Source organism: Pseudomonas nitroreducens (assembly GCF_010994165.1).
Classification (GTDB): domain Bacteria; phylum Pseudomonadota; class Gammaproteobacteria; order Pseudomonadales; family Pseudomonadaceae; genus Pseudomonas; species Pseudomonas nitroreducens.
Genome location: NZ_WMBX01000005.1, coordinates 218,339 through 234,436, shown reverse-complemented (window position 1 = coordinate 234,436; position 16,098 = coordinate 218,339). Strand labels below are relative to the sequence as shown.

12 protein-coding genes are annotated in these 16,098 nt (G+C 66.1%); all 12 read right to left on the bottom strand.

Annotation, left to right across the window (positions count from 1 at the left end; all coding sequences use genetic code 11):
* Positions 1–58 precede the first annotated feature (58 nt).
* Complete coding sequence (gene urtE, locus GJV37_RS22705; RefSeq protein WP_024766357.1) at positions 59–757, bottom strand: urea ABC transporter ATP-binding subunit UrtE; 699 nt, start codon at positions 755–757, stop codon at positions 59–61.
* A 108-nt stretch (positions 758–865) separates the two neighbouring features.
* Positions 866–1,720, bottom strand: a complete 855-nt coding sequence (urtD, locus tag GJV37_RS22700) for an urea ABC transporter ATP-binding protein UrtD (protein WP_024766358.1) — start codon at positions 1,718–1,720, stop codon at positions 866–868.
* Complete coding sequence (gene urtC, locus GJV37_RS22695) at positions 1,717–2,796, bottom strand: urea ABC transporter permease subunit UrtC (protein WP_170858906.1); 1,080 nt, start codon at positions 2,794–2,796, stop codon at positions 1,717–1,719. Before urtC ends, urtD begins: the two co-directional genes overlap by 4 nt.
* The gene (gene urtB / locus GJV37_RS22690) at positions 2,793–4,379 is read right to left on the bottom strand and encodes an urea ABC transporter permease subunit UrtB (protein ID WP_170858907.1); all 1,587 of its coding nucleotides are present in this window, start codon (positions 4,377–4,379) and stop codon (positions 2,793–2,795) included. The genes urtC and urtB overlap by 4 nt, the downstream gene beginning before the upstream one ends.
* 177 nt (positions 4,380–4,556) lie before the next feature.
* A complete protein-coding gene (gene urtA / locus GJV37_RS22685) occupies positions 4,557–5,825 on the bottom strand; it encodes an urea ABC transporter substrate-binding protein (RefSeq protein ID WP_170858908.1) in 1,269 nt (422 codons plus the stop codon).
* 238 nt (positions 5,826–6,063) lie between these two features.
* Positions 6,064–6,657, bottom strand: a complete 594-nt coding sequence (locus GJV37_RS22680) for a MarC family protein (RefSeq protein ID WP_024766361.1) — start codon at positions 6,655–6,657, stop codon at positions 6,064–6,066.
* Positions 6,658–6,768: 111 nt separating this feature from the next.
* On the bottom strand, positions 6,769–9,579 hold the full coding sequence (locus GJV37_RS22675) for a hybrid sensor histidine kinase/response regulator (RefSeq protein ID WP_170858909.1): 2,811 nt from the start codon (positions 9,577–9,579) through the stop codon (positions 6,769–6,771).
* 125 nt (positions 9,580–9,704) lie between these two features.
* On the bottom strand, positions 9,705–10,994 hold the full coding sequence (gene purD / locus GJV37_RS22670) for a phosphoribosylamine--glycine ligase (protein WP_170858910.1): 1,290 nt from the start codon (positions 10,992–10,994) through the stop codon (positions 9,705–9,707).
* Positions 10,995–11,244: 250 nt separating this feature from the next.
* Complete coding sequence (gene purH / locus GJV37_RS22665) at positions 11,245–12,852, bottom strand: bifunctional phosphoribosylaminoimidazolecarboxamide formyltransferase/IMP cyclohydrolase (RefSeq protein WP_193452965.1); 1,608 nt, start codon at positions 12,850–12,852, stop codon at positions 11,245–11,247.
* Positions 12,853–12,939: 87 nt separating this feature from the next.
* Positions 12,940–13,260, bottom strand: a complete 321-nt coding sequence (gene fis / locus GJV37_RS22660) for a DNA-binding transcriptional regulator Fis (RefSeq protein WP_024766365.1) — start codon at positions 13,258–13,260, stop codon at positions 12,940–12,942.
* Positions 13,257–14,264 carry a tRNA dihydrouridine synthase DusB gene (dusB, locus tag GJV37_RS22655; protein ID WP_037007535.1) on the bottom strand — a complete coding sequence of 336 codons (1,008 nt, stop codon included), beginning with the start codon at positions 14,262–14,264 and terminating at the stop codon, positions 13,257–13,259. Before dusB ends, fis begins: the two co-directional genes overlap by 4 nt.
* 222 nt (positions 14,265–14,486) lie before the next feature.
* Positions 14,487–16,094 carry a DUF3426 domain-containing protein gene (locus GJV37_RS22650; protein WP_084358591.1) on the bottom strand — a complete coding sequence of 536 codons (1,608 nt, stop codon included), beginning with the start codon at positions 16,092–16,094 and terminating at the stop codon, positions 14,487–14,489.
* Positions 16,095–16,098 lie beyond the last annotated feature (4 nt).

Here is a 16,098-nt window from a genome sequence, read left to right as displayed (position 1 = left end):
CAGTACGGGGCTCGGCAGCTTGCCATTGGCCGACGCCATTCGCCAGTGACCGGTCGCCTCAGATGGTCACCAGCCCGCGCACTCCGTCGCGTTCCATGTCCACTCCGCGCCCCTGCTGGACGATCTCGCCGCGCGACATCACCAGGTACTGGTCGGCCAGTTCGGCGGCGAAGTCGTAGAACTGCTCCACCAGCAGGATGGCCATGTCGCCGCGCTGGGCGAGCTTCTTGATCACTGCGCCAATCTCCTTGATCACCGAGGGTTGGATGCCTTCGGTGGGTTCGTCGAGGATCAACAGGCGCGGCTGGCTGGCCAGCGCGCGGCCGATGGCCAACTGTTGCTGCTGGCCGCCGGAGAGGTCGCCGCCACGGCGCTGCTTCATTTCCCGCAGCACCGGGAACAGCTCGTAGATGGGCTCGGGCACCGATTTGGCTTCGCTGGCGCTGAAGCGCGACAGGCCCATCAGCAGGTTTTCCTCCACCGTCAGGCGCGGGAAGATTTCCCGGCCTTGCGGCACGTAGGCGATGCCGGCATGCACGCGCTGGTGCGGCTTGAAACCGGTGATCGGCTTGCCTTCCCAACTGACCTTGCCTTCCTTGGCGGGCACCAGGCCCATCAGGCAGCGCAGCAGGGTGGTCTTGCCCACGCCGTTGCGCCCGAGCAGGCAGGTGACTTCGCCGATTTTCGCGTCGAACGACAGGCCACGCAGGATGTGGCTGCCGCCGTAGTACTGGTGCAGTTTGTCGACTTGCAGCATGGGTGTTTCCCTTGCATTGGGCTGCGGCGCATAACGCTGCGCGTTATGCGCCCTACGGATGGCTTAGGCGTAGGGCGAATGAAGCGGAACGCTTCATCCGCCGTCGTTCTAACGCCCCAGATAAACCTCGATCACCTGCTCGTTCGCCTGTACTTCCTCCAGCGAACCCTCGGCCAGCACATGCCCCTGGTGCAGCACGCTGACGTGGTCGGCGATGCTGCCGACGAAGCCCATGTCGTGTTCCACCACCATCAGCGAATGCTGGCCGGCGAGGGACTTGAACAGCTCGGCGGTGAACTCGGTCTCGGCGTCGGTCATGCCCGCCACCGGCTCGTCGAGCAGCAGCAATTGCGGCTCCTGCACCAGCAGCATGCCGATCTCCAGGAACTGCTTCTGCCCGTGGGACAGCAATCCTGCGGGGCGATTGCGCGATTCGCGCAGGCGGATCGTGGTGAGCACTTCCTCGATGCGGTCCTTCTGCTCGCCGGACAGCTTCGCCTTGAGGCTGGCCCACACTGACTTGTCGGTCTTCTGCGCGAGCTCCAGGTTCTCGAACACCGAGAGCGCCTCGAACACCGTGGGCTTCTGGAACTTGCGGCCGATACCGGCCTGGGCGATTTCCACCTCGCTCATGCGGGTGAGGTCGAGGGTTTCGCCGAAGTACGCCTTGCCGTTGTCCGGGCGGGTCTTGCCGGTGATCACGTCCATCAGCGTGGTCTTGCCCGCGCCGTTGGGGCCGATGATGCAACGCAGTTCGCCGACACCGATGTACAGCGTGAGATCGCGCAGGGCGCGGAAGCCATCGAAGCTGACATTGATGTCTTCCAGGGTCAGGATGGTGCCGTGGCGCACGTCCAGCTGGCCGCTGGCGCTCGAACCGAGGCCGATGGCATCGCGGCTGGCGCCGGGGTCGCGGTTGGGATCGTAGGCCGGCTCCAGCATCAGGTGGGGGACCGCTCTCATTGCTCTTTCTCCCGCTTGATCAGGCCGAGGATGCCGTGCGGCAGGTACAGAGTGACGACGATGAACAGCGCGCCGAGGAAGAACAGCCAGTACTCGGGGAAGGCCACGGTGAACCAGCTCTTCGCGCCGTTGACCACGCCGGCGCCCAGCAGCGGGCCGATCAGCGTGCCGCGCCCGCCGAGGGCGACCCACACGGCGGCTTCGATGGAGTTGGTCGGCGACATTTCGCTGGGGTTGATGATGCCCACCAGCGGCACGAACAGTGCGCCGGCCAGGCCGCAGATCACCGCGGAGAGGGTCCAGACGAACAGCTTGTAGCCGCGCGGGTCATAGCCGCAGAACATCAGGCGGTTCTCCGCGTCGCGCAGGGCGGTGAGTACCCGGCCGAACTTGCTGCGCGCCAGGGCGAATCCCACGGCGAGGCTCGCCGCCAGCAGCACGACGATGGCGATGAACAGCGCCACCCGCGTACCCGGCGCGGTGATGGAAAAGCCGAGGATGCTGCGGAAATTGGTGAAGCCGTTGTTGCCGCCAAAGCCGGTCTCGTTGCGGAAGAACAGCAGCATGCCGGCGAAGGTCAGCGCCTGGGTCATGATCGAGAAGTACACGCCCTTGATCCGCGAGCGGAAGGCGAAGAAGCCGAACACCAGGGCCAGCAGGCCGGGCGCCAGCACCACCAGGCACAGTGCCCAGAGGAAGTGCTGGGTGCCGGCCCAGTACCAGGGCAGCTCCGTCCAGGAGAGGAAGGTCATGAATGCCGGCAACTGGTCGCCGGCCGCCTCGCGCATCAGGTACATGCCCATGGCGTAGCCGCCCAGGGCGAAGAACAGCCCGTGGCCCAGCGACAGTAGGCCGGCGTAGCCCCAGACCAGGTCCAGCGCCAGCGCGACGATGGCGTAGCAGAGGATCTTGCCGGTCAGCGTCAGCCCATAGGCGGACAGGTACAGTGCGCTGCTTTCCGGCAGCAGGTGCAGCAGCGGCAGGATCAGCAGTGCGATGAGGACGGTGCCGACCAGGCTGGCAGTGAGTTTCGGGCCGGCCTTTTGCGCGGCCGTCACGGTGAGTGGCTGGTTCAATCGATGACCCTCCCTTTCAGAGCGAAGAGCCCTTGCGGACGTTTCTGGATGAACAGGATGATCAGCGCAAGGATCAGGATCTTGCCCAGCACCGCGCCGATCTGCGGCTCGAGGATCTTGTTCGCCACGCCCAGGCCGAAGGCGGCGAACACGCTGCCGGCGAGCTGGCCGACACCGCCGAGCACCACCACCAGGAAGGAGTCGATGATGTAGCTCTGGCCCAGGTCCGGGCCGACGTTGCCGACCTGCGACAGCGCCACGCCGCCCAAGCCGGCGATGCCCGAGCCCAGGCCGAAGGCGAGCATGTCCACGCGGCCGGTGGGCACGCCGCAGCAGGCGGCCATGTTGCGGTTCTGGGTGACGGCGCGAACGTTCAGGCCCAGCCGTGTGCGGTTGAGCAGCAGCCAGGTGAGCGCCAGCACGAACAGCGCGAAGCCGATGATGACGATACGGTTCCACGGCAGCACGAGGTTGGGCAGCACCTGAATGCCGCCGGATAGCCAGGCCGGGTTGGCGACCTCGACGTTCTGCGCGCCGAACAGCACGCGCACCAGTTGGATCAGCACCAGGCTGATACCCCAGGTGGCGAGCAGGGTTTCCAGCGGGCGGCCGTAGAGATGGCGGATCACCGTGCGCTCCAGGGCCATGCCGATGCAGGCGGTGACCAGGAAGGCCACCGGCAGGGCCAGCAGCGGATACAGCTCCAGCAGGCCGGGAGCGAAGCGCTGGCAGAGCAACTGCACCACGTAAGTGGAGTAGGCGCCGAGCATCAGCATTTCACCGTGGGCCATGTTGATCACCCCGAGCAGGCCATAGGTAATCGCCAGGCCCAGGGCGGCGAGCAGCAGGATCGAGCCCAGCGACAGGCCGCTGAAGGCCTGGCCGAACAGATCGCCCATCAGCAACCGGCGCTTGACCTGGCCGAGGCTGGTGGCGGCGGCGGTGCGCACCGACTCGTCGGGTTCGACCGCGGGGTCGAGGAGGTTTTCCAGGCGGGTGCGCGCCTGCGGATCGCCGGATTCGCCGAGCAGGCGTACGGCGGACAGGCGTACCGCTGGCGCTGGGTCGGCCAGTTGCAGGTTGGCCAGGGCCAGTTGCAGCGCGGCCTTGACGCCGTCGTCGGACTCTTCGTTGAGGCGGTATTCGAGGAGCGTGCGTTGCGCGGGACGGGCGCTTTTCTGTAGCTGCCGTGCGGCTTCCAGGCGCACCTCGGGGTTGTCGGCCACCAGTTGGTGGCTGGCCATCGCGGTGTTCACCAGGCCACGCAGACGGTTGTTCAAGCGCAGTTTGTCGGGCTCGCCCACCGGTCCCGCGCCACCCTCGGCGGCGTGGTACTGCTGGTCGTCGCCCAGGAGGAAGGCGCGGCTCTGCGCGTCGAGGGCCAGTCGACCGGACTGGATGGCTTCCAACAGGGGCAGGCGATCGGCGTCGGGCGCGGCGGCCCATTGCTCGAGCAGTTTGGCGCGGGCGTCGTTGTCGGCGCTGGCAAAATCCTGCGCGGGACCGGCGAAGGCGAGCTGCGGTAGCAGCGCGGCCAGCGCCAGGGCGCACAGGCGGAGCAGGTGGAGAAGGGCAGTGGGCATCTTCATATCCCGGCACACAGGAGTCTGGGATTCCCTCACCCCGGCCCTCTCCCGGGGGGAGAGGGGGAAGAGCGGAGCCGGAGTGCGGGCTGACAATCCGCGCCGTCCGGTCCCCTCTCCCTCCGGAGCGGGGCGCGCAGCTAGGGTTAGGGTGAGGGGCTCTCGCTCCCCGGAGGATCAGTTACTACGCACCGCGTAATCCGGCTTCTTGTCGTTGCCCGGAATGAACGGGCTCCACGGCTGGGCGCGGATCGGCTCGGGGGTTTTCCAGACCACGTTGAACTGCCCGTTGTCCTCGATCTCGCCGATCATCACCGGCTTGTGCAGGTGGTGGTTGGTCTTGTCCATGGTCAGGGTGAAGCCCGACGGCGCCTTGAAGGTCTGCCCGCCCATGGCCTCGCGCACCTTGTCGACGTCGGTGCTGCCGGCCTTCTGCACGGCTTGCGCCCACATGTGGATGCCGACATAGGTGGCCTCCATCGGGTCGTTGGTCACGGCGGTGCTGTAGTTGGGCAGGTTCTTGGCCTTGGCGTAGGCCTTCCAGTCGGCGACGAACTTGGTGTTTTCCGGGTTCTTCACCGACTCGAAGTAGTTCCACGCGGCGAGGTTGCCCACCAGCGGCTTGGTGTCGATGCCGCGCAGTTCTTCCTCGCCCACGGAGAAGGCCACCACCGGTACTTCGGTGGCTTCCAGACCCTGGTTGGCCAGTTCCTTGTAGAAGGGCACGTTGGAGTCGCCGTTGACGGTGGAGATCACCGCGGTTTTGCCGCCGGCGGAGAACTTCTTGATGTCGGCGACGATGGTTTGATAGTCGCTGTGGCCGAACGGCGTGTAGACCTCCTGGATATCCTTGTCGGCCACGCCCTTGCTGTGCAGGAAGGCGCGCAGGATCTTGTTGGTGGTGCGCGGATAGACGTAGTCGGTGCCCAGCAGGAAGAAGCGCTTGGCGCTGCCGCCGTCCTCGCTCATCAGGTACTCCACCGCCGGGATGGCCTGCTGGTTCGGCGCGGCACCGGTGTAGAAGACGTTGGGCGACATTTCCTCACCCTCGTACTGCACCGGGTAGAACAGCAGGCCGTTGAGTTCCTCGAACACCGGCAGCACGGACTTGCGCGACACGCTGGTCCAGCAGCCGAAGACCACCGCGACCTTGTCCTGGGTCAGCAGCTGGCGCGCCTTTTCGGCGAACAGCGGCCAGTTGGAGGCCGGGTCGACCACCACCGCTTCGAGCTGCTTGCCGTTCACCCCGCCCTTGGCGTTGATCTCGTCGAGGGTCATCAGCGCCATGTCCTTGAGCGAGGTCTCGGAGATCGCCATGGTGCCGGACAGCGAGTGCAGGATGCCGACCTTGATGGTCTCGGCAGCCTGGGTGCTGAACGGGAACAGACCGGTGAGCAGCAGGGCGCTCATGGCCAGCGTACTTTGCAACAGCGGACGACGTTTCATCGCGGCAGCCTCCTTGGCTATCCAGGGGCGGGGAGTTGCCGCCGGCGGCAGCTTCCCCGGAAATGGGGCGATCCTTGAGTGGGATCGAAGCTGCCATCGCAGCATCCGTGCCAAACAGGCAAAAGCCTCGGCGCAGATGGGGCGAGCGCGATTTTCTGTCGTATTGGTGAGGTTTTTCAGTGCGCAGCTTTGGTGCGCCAAGCGCCAAATGGTGCGCGGCGCTCCCCAAAGGGGCGCGTCATTGCGGGATGAAGTAGCCGCGCACGCCGGTCATGATGATCTGCGCGGCGAGGGCGCAGACGAACAGCCCCATCAGGCGGCTGACGATCATCAGGCCCTGCTCGCCCAGGACCTTTTCGATCTTGTCGGAGAGGTAGAGCGTGACGCCCACGGTCAGGCAGGCCAGGAAGATTGCCGCCAGGGCCAGCAGCTTGTGCTCCCAGTCCTGGTTCACGCCCATCACCAGCAGCGCACCGATGGTGCCGGGGCCGACGGTGATGGGGATGGTCAGCGGGACGATGGTCACATCCTGCTGCACATTGTCCGCCTGCACCGCCGAGCGCCCTTGCGCCATGCCCAGGGCGGAGATGAACAGCACGGAACCGGCGCCGATGCGGAAGGCGTCGGCGGTGATGCCGAAGAGCGTGAAGATATAGCGGCCGAACAGGTACAGCAGCACGCTGGCGATCAGCGCCGCCAGGGCCACGCGCCAAGCCATGCGCTTGCGGTCGCGCGGGGCGAAGCCGCGGTTCAGGCTGATGAAGCAGGAGAGCACGAAGAAGGGGCTATAGAGCACCAGCATCTTCAGGTACACGCTGAACATCACTTGCATGGGAACGACTCGTCCGGATTGAGAGGGCGCGGCTGGGCAAAGCATAGCGGGTGGGACGATGCGCGGCATTGCGGCGGGGCAATTGAAACCGGCCGCCGTAGGCCGGCGAGATCAGGACGGCAGTGCGTCGCTCTGCTGCTGGCGCAGGCGACGGTCACGTTCGCCGACCCAGTAGGCCACCAGTTCGCGCAGTTGCGACAGCTCCACCGGCTTGGCCATGTGGCCGTCCATGCCCACCAGTCGCGCGCGCTCCTTGTGCTCGCTGAGGATGTGCGCGGTGAGCGCCACCACCGGGGTGTGCGGGCGGTGTTCGCTGGCTTCCCAGGCGCGCAGGCGCTCGGTGGCGGAGAAGCCGTCGAGTACCGGCATCTCGCAGTCCATCAGCACCAGGTCGTACTGGGTGGACTGCATCGCGGCCAGGGCTTCCTCGCCGTTGTTGGCGGTGTCCGGCTGCAGGTTGAGCTTGCTGAGCATGCCGCGGATGACCTTGGTAGAGATGCTGTTGTCCTCGGCGACGAGGATGCGGAAGTCGCTCGGCGGCACGTTGGACACAGGCTCGCTGGCCGGCGAGAGGTAGTTGCTCACGCCGCTCGGGCCACGCTGCGACAGCTCCTCGGCGAGCGTCGCCTTGAGCGTGTAGCCGGCCACCGGCTTGGCCAGGATGCGCTTGATCCCGGCGTTGCGGGCGATGATCTTGCTCGGCGCGTTGCTGATGCCGGTGAGCATGATCAGCAGGATGTCGTGATTGAGGTTCGGGTCTTCCTGGATCTTGGTGGCCAGCTGCATGCCGGTCATGCCGGGCATGTCCTGGTCCAGCAGGACCACGTCGAAGTACTCGCGCAGGTGCGCCTTGGTGCGCAACTGGGCCAGCGCTTCCTTGCCCGAGGATACCGCGCTGACGTTCATGCCCCAGGCGCTGCACTGCTGCACCACCACCTTGCGGCAGGTCTGGTTGTCGTCCACCACCAGCAGGCGTGCGCCCTGCAGCGGGCTGTCGAGGTCGGCGCCGGCCTGGTCGATCTGCTGCGGGTCCAGCGGCAGGCTGAGCCACAGCAGGTTGCCCGCGCCTTCGGCGCTGTTGCCGCTCTCGATGCCGCTCTCTATTCCAAAGTCGCCCGACATCAGGCGGATCAGCTGGCGGGCGATGATCAGGCCGAGGCGGCTGCTCATGCGGGTGGCGGAGAGGAAGTCGCGGCTGTGCAATTCGGCGGTGAGCAGCGCCTGGCGGTCGGCGCTGTCCAGGGGCCTGCCGCTGTCCTGCACGGCGATGCGCAGGCGCGGGCGCTCGGCCGGGCCGTCGAGGGCGACGACGAGAAGGATCTCGCCCTCGTCGGTCTGCTTGAAGGCATTGTCCAGCAGGCTCAGCACGGCCTGGCGCAGGCGCGTCGGATCGCCACTGATGATGCGTGGCACTTGCGGCTGGGTGAAGCTGATCAGCTCGACCTTCTGCTGTTCGGCCTTGGCACGGAAGATCGCCAGGCAGTCCTCGATCAGCGCGCCGAGGTCGAACTGCACCTCGTCCAGTTCGATCTGACCGGATTCCAGCTTGGAGATGTCGAGGATCTCGTTGATCAGCGAGAGCAACTCGTTGCCCGCACTGTGGATGGTCTGTACGTAGTCGCGCTGCTTGGCCGAGAGCGGGGTGCCGAGCAGCAGCTCGGTCATGCCCAGCACGCCGTTCATGGGGGTGCGGATCTCGTGGCTGATCTTCGCCAGGAAGTCGCCCTTGGCCTTGAGTTCGGCGACGTTGGCGGCACGCACGCGGCTGGCGGCGAAATGATCGTTCTGGATCTTCCGCTGGCGTTCGGCCAGGGCAAGGCTGAGCAGGAAGCCGACCACCGCCGAAAGCCCCAGCAGGCCGCTACCGAGCCATTCGGTACGGGTCGCCGCGTAGCCCAGCAGCGACGGCAGGCACAGGCACCAGATCACGACGAAGAGGCCCATGCCGATAGCGAACAGGCGCGCCGGCCGGTAGGCGTGAATCCAGTAGTAGACCGCGACGCCGAGCATGCCCAGGGTCACCAGGGTGATCAGCCCGTACACCAGGCTGCTGACGGACAGGGAGAACAACAGGTTGAGCGCGATGCCGAGCACCACGAGTGCGGCGGTGCCGCCCAGCAGCAGACGTCTGAGCGGCAGGCGCGGGCTGAGGTCTGAGAAGAAGCTGGCGGTATAGCCCAACGCGCAGAACAGCGTCACCACCAGGCAGGCCAGGGCGGCCATCGGTTGCAGCGACTGGCTGTTGCCGTACCAGGGGCTGAGCAGGCCGAACAGGTTGAGGCAGGCCAGCAGCAGGCTGGCGTGTACGCCGGCCAGCCACAGTCCGCTGGCAACGCGGGTATAGGCGAAGCGCACGAGGTTGTAGGCCAGCAGCATGGCCAGGCAGCCGATCAGCACGCCGAAGTGCAGCGGGCGCTGGTCGTTGCTCGGCTGGCCGGCGGCCTCGATGCTGATGTTCGGCCGCAGTGGCATCGTCGAGGCGAGGCGCAGGTAGAGGTCCAGCGGCGCGGCGGCGGCGCGCAGGGGGATCACCAGGTCACTGTTGAGCAGCGGGCGCTGCACTGGGGAGAGGTTGCCGGCGCTCTTCTGCTCGAGCACCTTCTGCCCGTCGAGAATGAACATCTCGAAGCTGTCCAGGCTCGGCGCGAACAGGCGCAGTTGCTGGGGCTCGTCGCTGGCGGGAAGACGGAAGTGCAGCCAGGTCGCGCCGGGGCCGGCGGGGGCGTGCAGGTCGTTGATGTCGAGGGGGCTGAAAAGGGTGCGGTAGCGCGGGGAGATCACGTCCTGCAGTTGCAGGCGGGCGTCATTGTCGTGAAGCTGGGACCAGCCGGGATCCTGGCTTGCCGCGTAGGTCGGAAGACAGACCAGAGCGGCCAGCAGCAAGCTGACGAGGAGTCCTGTGGCAGTCCAGAGCCGACGCACGGCGAAGTCCCTTCGGTAGTGAGTGGGCGGATTATAGCCAAGTGTGCTGAAGGCCGTAATCCACCCGTGCACGCGGGGACCGGTGCAGCGGAGGCGTCCGACGAGGGACGCCTCCGGCCGTCGGATCAGCCTTCGCCGCGCTCGCGGGCGATGGCGCGATAACCGATGTCGGTGCGGTAGAAACTGCCGTTCCAGCGAATCTTCTCGGCCAGGCGGTAAGCCTGTTGCTGCGCGGAGGAAACGGTCGGGCCGATGGCCGTGGCGCACAGCACGCGGCCGCCGGCGGTGACGATCTGGCCGTCCTTGAGCGCGGTGCCGGCGTGGAACACCTTGCCGTCGAGCTTGGCGGCTTCGTCCAGGCCTTCGATGACGTCACCCTTGGCGTAGTCGCCCGGGTAGCCGCCCGCGGCGATCACCACGCCCACGGTGGGACGCGGGTCCCAGGTGGCTTCGACCTTGTCCAGCGCCTTGGCCAGTGCGGCTTCGACCAGCAGGACCAGGGAAGACTCCAGGCGGACCATGATCGGCTGGGTTTCCGGGTCGCCGAAGCGGCAGTTGAACTCGATGACCTTCGGCGCGCCGCTCTTGTCGATCATCAGGCCGGCATACAGGAAGCCGGTGTAGACGTTGCCTTCCTCGGCCATGCCGCGCACGGTCGGGTAGATCACTTCGTCCATCACGCGCTGGTGCACGTCGGCGGTGACCACCGGAGCGGGGGAGTACGCGCCCATGCCGCCGGTGTTCGGGCCGCTGTCGCCATCGCCGACGCGCTTGTGGTCCTGGCTGGTGGCCATGGGCAGCACGTTCTGGCCATCGACCATGACGATGAAGCTGGCTTCCTCGCCGTCGAGGAACTCTTCGATCACCACGCGCGAACCGGCGTCACCGAAGGCGTTGCCGGCGAGCATGTCGCGCACGGCTTCCTCGGCTTCGGCCAGGGTCATGGCGACGATCACGCCCTTGCCCGCGGCGAGGCCGTCGGCCTTGATCACGATGGGCGCGCCTTTCTCTTTCAGGTAGGCCAGCGCCGGCTCGACTTCGGTGAAGTTCTGGTAGTCGGCGGTGGGGATCTGGTGGCGTGCGAGGAAGTCCTTGGTGAAGGCCTTGGAACCTTCCAGCTGCGCAGCGCCGGCGGTGGGGCCGAAGATATCCAGGCCACGGGCGCGGAACAGGTCGACCACGCCTTTGACCAGCGGCGCCTCGGGGCCGACGATGGTCAGTTGCACGTTCTTCGCGGCGAAATCGGCCAGCTCTTCCAGGGCCAGCACGTCGATGGCGACGTTCTCGCACTTGGGCTCAAGGGCGGTGCCGGCGTTGCCCGGCGCGACGAAGACCTTCTGTACGCGCGAATCCTGCGCGACCTTCCAGGCCAGCGCATGCTCGCGACCGCCGCTGCCGATGATGAGTACGTTCATTGGAGTTCTCCTGAACAGTTCCGGCAGTGCCGGATCGTTGGGTATCGCTTCGCTCGCGGAGCGCCGCCCGACCCAACCTACGAATTCTTTATGACCAGTCCTCTCTCAATGGACCGATCTCAAGGGGCGCAATCGGGCTCGTAGATGCAAGGCGCCTGGCCCTTCACCCAGCGGAGTTGCCTTCTGGCAATGAGCATGGGGGAAGGGCCGGGCAACGCCGCAGATGCGAGTCCGAGTGCGTCCTTACCGCTTAATGGCGGAAGTGGCGCATGCCGGTGAACACCATGGCGATTCCCGCCTCATCCGCTGCGGCGATCACTTCGTTGTCACGCATCGAACCACCCGGCTGGATCACCGCGGTGATGCCGGCCTTGGCAGCGTTGTCGATGCCGTCGCGGAACGGGAAGAAGGCGTCGGAAGCCATGACTGCACCCTTCACTTCCAGGCCAGCGTGCTCGGCCTTGATGGCGGCGATGCGGGCGGAGTTCACGCGGCTCATCTGGCCGGCGCCGACGCCCACGGTCTGACGCGCCTTGGCGTAGACGATGGCGTTGGACTTGACGAACTTGGCGACTTTCCAGGCGAAGATCAGGTCGTGGATTTCCTGCTCGCTCGGCGCGCGCTGGGTGACGATCTTCAGGTCATCGGCGGTGATCATGCCGATGTCGCGGCTCTGTACCAGCAGGCCGCCGTTGACGCGCTTGAAGTCCCAGCCCGGCGCACGCTCGGCCGGCCACTCGCCGCATTCGAGCAGGCGCACGTTGGCCTTGGCAGCGACCACGGCACGGGCGGCTTCGGAGATTTTTGGGGCGATGATGACTTCGACGAACTGGCGCTCGACGATGGCCTGGGCGGTGTCGCCGTCCAGCTCGCGGTTGAAGGCGATGATACCGCCGAAGGCCGACTCGGTGTCGGTGGCGTAGGCCAGGTCATAGGCCTTGCGGATGCCGCCCTCGTTCTCCGGGACCACGGCCACGCCGCACGGGTTGGCGTGCTTGACGATGACGCAGGCCGGCTTGACGAAGCTTTTCACGCACTCCAGCGCGGCGTCGGTGTCGGCCACGTTGTTGAACGACAGTTCCTTGCCCTGCAGCTGGATGGCGGTGGAGACGCTGGCTTCGCCCTTCTTCGCCTCGACGTAGAAGGCCGCGCTCTGGTGCGGGTTCTCGCCGTAGCGCATTTCCTGCGCCTTGATGAACTGGCTGTTGAAGGTGCGCGGGAAAGCGCCGCGATCTTCGGTGGACAGGGTGTCGCGCGCCTGGTCGATGGTGCCCAGGTAGTTGGCGATCATGCCGTCGTAGGCCGAGGTGTGCTCGAAGGCCTTCAGGGCCAGGTCGAAGCGCTGGGCGTAGGTCAGGCCGCCGGCTTTCAGGGCGCTGACGATACTGGCGTAATCGCCGGCGTTGACCACGATTGCGACGTCCTTGTGGTTCTTCGCCGCGCTGCGAACCATGGTCGGGCCGCCGATGTCGATGTTCTCGATGGCGGTCGGCAGGTCGCAGTCGGCCTTGGCCACGGTCGCTTCGAACGGGTAGAGGTTGACCGCCACCAGGTCGATCGGCTTGATGCCGTGCTGCTCCATCACCGCGCCGTCGAGGTCACGACGGCCGAGGATGCCGCCGTGGATCTTCGGGTGCAGGGTCTTCACGCGGCCGTCCATCATCTCCGGGAAGCCGGTGTAGTCGGCCACTTCCACGGCGGCGATGCCATTGTCCTTGAGCAGCTTGTAGGTGCCGCCGGTGGAGAGGATCTCCACGCCGAGGGCTGCCAGCTCACGGGCGAAATCGACGACGCCGGTCTTGTCGGAAACGCTGATCAGCGCACGGCGGACGGGCAGGCGGGTGGTTTGGTCGGTCATAACGGCTTCCACAAAGGCTTCGGGCTTTTCGCGTGTCAGGCGTGGGCCCGGCTGACCTTGCGGTCGCGGGCCCGCGCCTGCCACCTGTCAGAGAAGATCGTACTGCTTGAGTTTCTTGCGCAGGGTGCCGCGGTTCAGCCCCAGCAGTTCGGAGGCTTTGGTCTGGTTACCCTTCACGTGGTTCATGACGGTTTCCAGCAGCGGCGCTTCGACTTCGCAAAGCACCATGTTGTACACGTCCGTGACCGGCTGCCCTTCGAGATGGGCGAAATAGTTATGCAGTGCCTTTTCCACGCTGTCGCGGAGGGTCTGGCCCTCCTGCGTCGGAGTGGTCAGGTGCTGTTTAAGGTTGGCATTGTCGCTCACGGGTGTCATTCCACTCACTAATGTCTCGGTCATCGTTGTCATGCGGCCACCCCTTCTCCGTTATTGTGGCGCTCGGCGAAGAACTGCCTGACGCTGGCGCTCTGTGCATCCGTGTCCTGCAAACGATTGAACTGGGCGCGGAACTCCGCCGCGCCCGGTTGGGTTGCGAGGTACCAGCCCACATGCTTGCGGGCAATGCGCACACCCATTTCCTCCCCATAAAACGCATGCAATGCAGCGAGGTGTTCGAGCAGGATGCTCTGCACCTCGTGCAGACTCGGCGCCGGCAATAGCTCGCCGGTGCTCAGGTAATGATCGATCTCGCGGAAGATCCAGGGATTGCCCTGGGCGGCGCGGCCGATCAGCAGGGCATCCACGCCCGTCTGTTCGAATACCTGCCGTGCCTTGCGCGGTGAGTCGATATCACCGTTGGCGAAGACCGGAATCGAAACCGCCTGCTTGATCGCCGCGATGGTTTCGTACTCCGCTTCGCCGGTGTAGAGGTCGGCACGGGTCCTGCCGTGTACCGCCAGCGCCTGGATGCCCGACTGCTCGGCGATCCGCGCCACCGTCACACCGTTCTTGTTCGACCGGTCCCAACCGGTGCGAATCTTCAGGGTGACGGGAACCTCTACCGCCGCGACCACCGCCTCGAGGATATCGGCCACCAGCCGTTCATCCTTCATCAGCGCGGAACCCGCGGCCTTGTTACACACCTTCTTTGCCGGACAGCCCATGTTGATGTCGATGATCTGCGCGCCGAGCTCCACATTGCGCTGGGCAGCTTCCGCGAGCATCTGCGGGTCGCCGCCGGCGATCTGCACCGAACGCGGCTGATCTTCGTTGTCGTGCTGCAGGCGCAGGCGCGACTTGCGGCTGTTCCACAGGCGGACGTCGCTGGTGACCATCTCCGATACCACCATGCCGGCGCCAAGGCGGCGGCACAGCTGGCGGAACGGACGATCGGTGACGCCGGCCATCGGGGCCAGGATCAGTCTGTTGGGCAGTGTGTAGGAGCCGATGCGTACCACCGACTGGATTTCCATGGTCAATGGGGCGGGAACACCGAGGCGCCGCGCGTTGTACCACTCGCGGATGCGTTTCGGAGCCTGCCACCGGTGCTAGCAAAAAAGGGAGGGCATGATACCCGCTCTCGATGACCGGATAAAGGCGATTTTGGATAAATTCTGAACAGCTTCGGGCTTAGCACCCAAGGTAGGAAGACGAGCGGAACTGGCGCGCTCAGGCGCTTTGAGCTACCCGCCGGGTCATTCCGGCGAGTGGAAGCTCAGGCTGTAGTTCACCGCTTTCGGGCCCGGATCGAGGATGTCCAGGGAGATGTGGATCGGCGTCTGCGGCGGCATCTCGCTCTGCCCGGCCAGTTCGCCGGAGAGATATTCGCTGGGCTTGAAACGGCGGCTGGCGATCAGTTGGCCGTTGAGGTCGGCGAAGCGCATTTCCAGCAGCGGGAAGGGCTGGGAGAAGTTGGCGCGGTTGTAGATGATCGCGTCCACGACCAGCGCGCCGCTGAAGTCAGGGTGGCTGCGCACCACCAGGTTACTGCTGCGGATCTGCTCCACGTCGACCTTGGACGGCAGGGTGCAGCCCAGCTCCGGGCAGGCCTGGGCGAACCAGGGACGGTACTGGTCCTGGCGGGCCAGTTCGTCGAAGTGATAAGCGATGTACTGGCCGGCGAGGCCGGCCAGGGCCAGGAGGACCAGCAGCAGCCAGAACAGGCGGAGGCCCCAGCGGCTCTTGGGTTTCTGCCAGTCCAGTTGCAGCGGTTCGTCGCTCAGGTCGTGCAGGCCGGCGCTGCCCAACCCCGGTTCGGCGCGGCGGCTGTCGGCCAGCGGCGGCTCTTCGTCCCCGGCGTCGACGGCGTTGGGCTCGTCCTCATCGCGGCGGGCGCTGAAAGCGGGGAGCTTCTCGTCGTCGGTCTCGGCTCGCAGGGGAGCGGGGTCGATGCGCGGTTCGTGCGCCGGTTCGTCCTCCGGCTCTTCCGACTCGGGTTCCTGGTCGGCTACGGCTACCAGGCGTGCGCTGGCGGGCGGCTCCTCCAGTTCGTCGGCAGGCAGTTGGCCGAGGCTGGGTTCCTGGCGGGACACACGGCTGGCGCCTTTCTGTTCCTCTTCGATCAAGGCCTCGGCCCAGCGTTCGTCGTGCGGGTCGCGCTTCTCTTCCTGGCGAGTCTGCAGGGCTTCGCTGGGGCGCGGCGCGCGTTCGATACTGAGAAACTCCTGGGACAGCTCGAACTCGTCGAGCTTGGCCAGTTCCTCGTCGAGATTGAGGCTGTCCAGGTCGAGATCGTCGTGGATCCACAGCGTCTCGTCTTTCTTTGCCGTCACGGGAGAGGGTTTGGCTGGCTCGCTGATCACGGTTGCCGCCGGGGCGATCACCGTGGTCGCGGCAATGGCCGGGGTGGGCTCGGGAGCCGGTGTCGGTTTTGCTTCCACCTTCGCTTCAGCGATGGCGGGTTTTTCCGCCACATCGCTGGAGTGCCGCGCGGCATGGGGTGCCAGCGGCCAGCCAAGGGTGGCGGTGCCGGGGGGGCTCGCTACGGCTGGCTTCTCGGGGGTGAAGGTGCTGAAGGCCGGCGTGGGAATCGGCGCCGCGGCGACCGGCTCCGGAGCTTTCGGCGGAGTCGCTGGTATGACCGGCTCCGGGGTGGTTGCCGGTTCGGCGGCTTCAATGGGGCGCGCCGCGTTGGCTGCCGCTGCCGGCGCCTGGGTCGGCTCGCCCACCAGGTTCTGTGGCGCGCTGAACACCTTCAGGCAGGTTCCGCAGCGCACAGCACCGCTGGCCGCGCCCAGTTGCGCCGCGTTGACGCGGAATCGGGTCTGGCAATGGGGGCACTGGGTGATGAAGCTGTCGCTCATGCGG

Bases quoted from the DNA above. Each gene is read 5' to 3' on its own strand.
- urtE (WP_024766357.1), bottom strand. From the start codon at position 757: ATGCTGCAAGTCGACAAACTGCACCAGTACTACGGCGGCAGCCACATC.
- urtD (WP_024766358.1), bottom strand. From the start codon at position 1,720: ATGAGAGCGGTCCCCCACCTGATGCTGGAGCCGGCCTACGATCCCAAC.
- urtB (WP_170858907.1), bottom strand. From the start codon at position 4,379: ATGCCCACTGCCCTTCTCCACCTGCTCCGCCTGTGCGCCCTGGCGCTG.
- urtA (WP_170858908.1), bottom strand. From the start codon at position 5,825: ATGAAACGTCGTCCGCTGTTGCAAAGTACGCTGGCCATGAGCGCCCTG.
- GJV37_RS22680 (WP_024766361.1), bottom strand. From the start codon at position 6,657: ATGCAAGTGATGTTCAGCGTGTACCTGAAGATGCTGGTGCTCTATAGC.
- purD (WP_170858910.1), bottom strand. From the start codon at position 10,994: ATGAACGTACTCATCATCGGCAGCGGCGGTCGCGAGCATGCGCTGGCC.
- purH (WP_193452965.1), bottom strand. From the start codon at position 12,852: ATGACCGACCAAACCACCCGCCTGCCCGTCCGCCGTGCGCTGATCAGC.
- fis (WP_024766365.1), bottom strand. From the start codon at position 13,260: ATGACAACGATGACCGAGACATTAGTGAGTGGAATGACACCCGTGAGC.
- dusB (WP_037007535.1), bottom strand. From the start codon at position 14,264: ATGGAAATCCAGTCGGTGGTACGCATCGGCTCCTACACACTGCCCAAC.
- GJV37_RS22650 (WP_084358591.1), bottom strand. From the start codon at position 16,094: ATGAGCGACAGCTTCATCACCCAGTGCCCCCATTGCCAGACCCGATTC.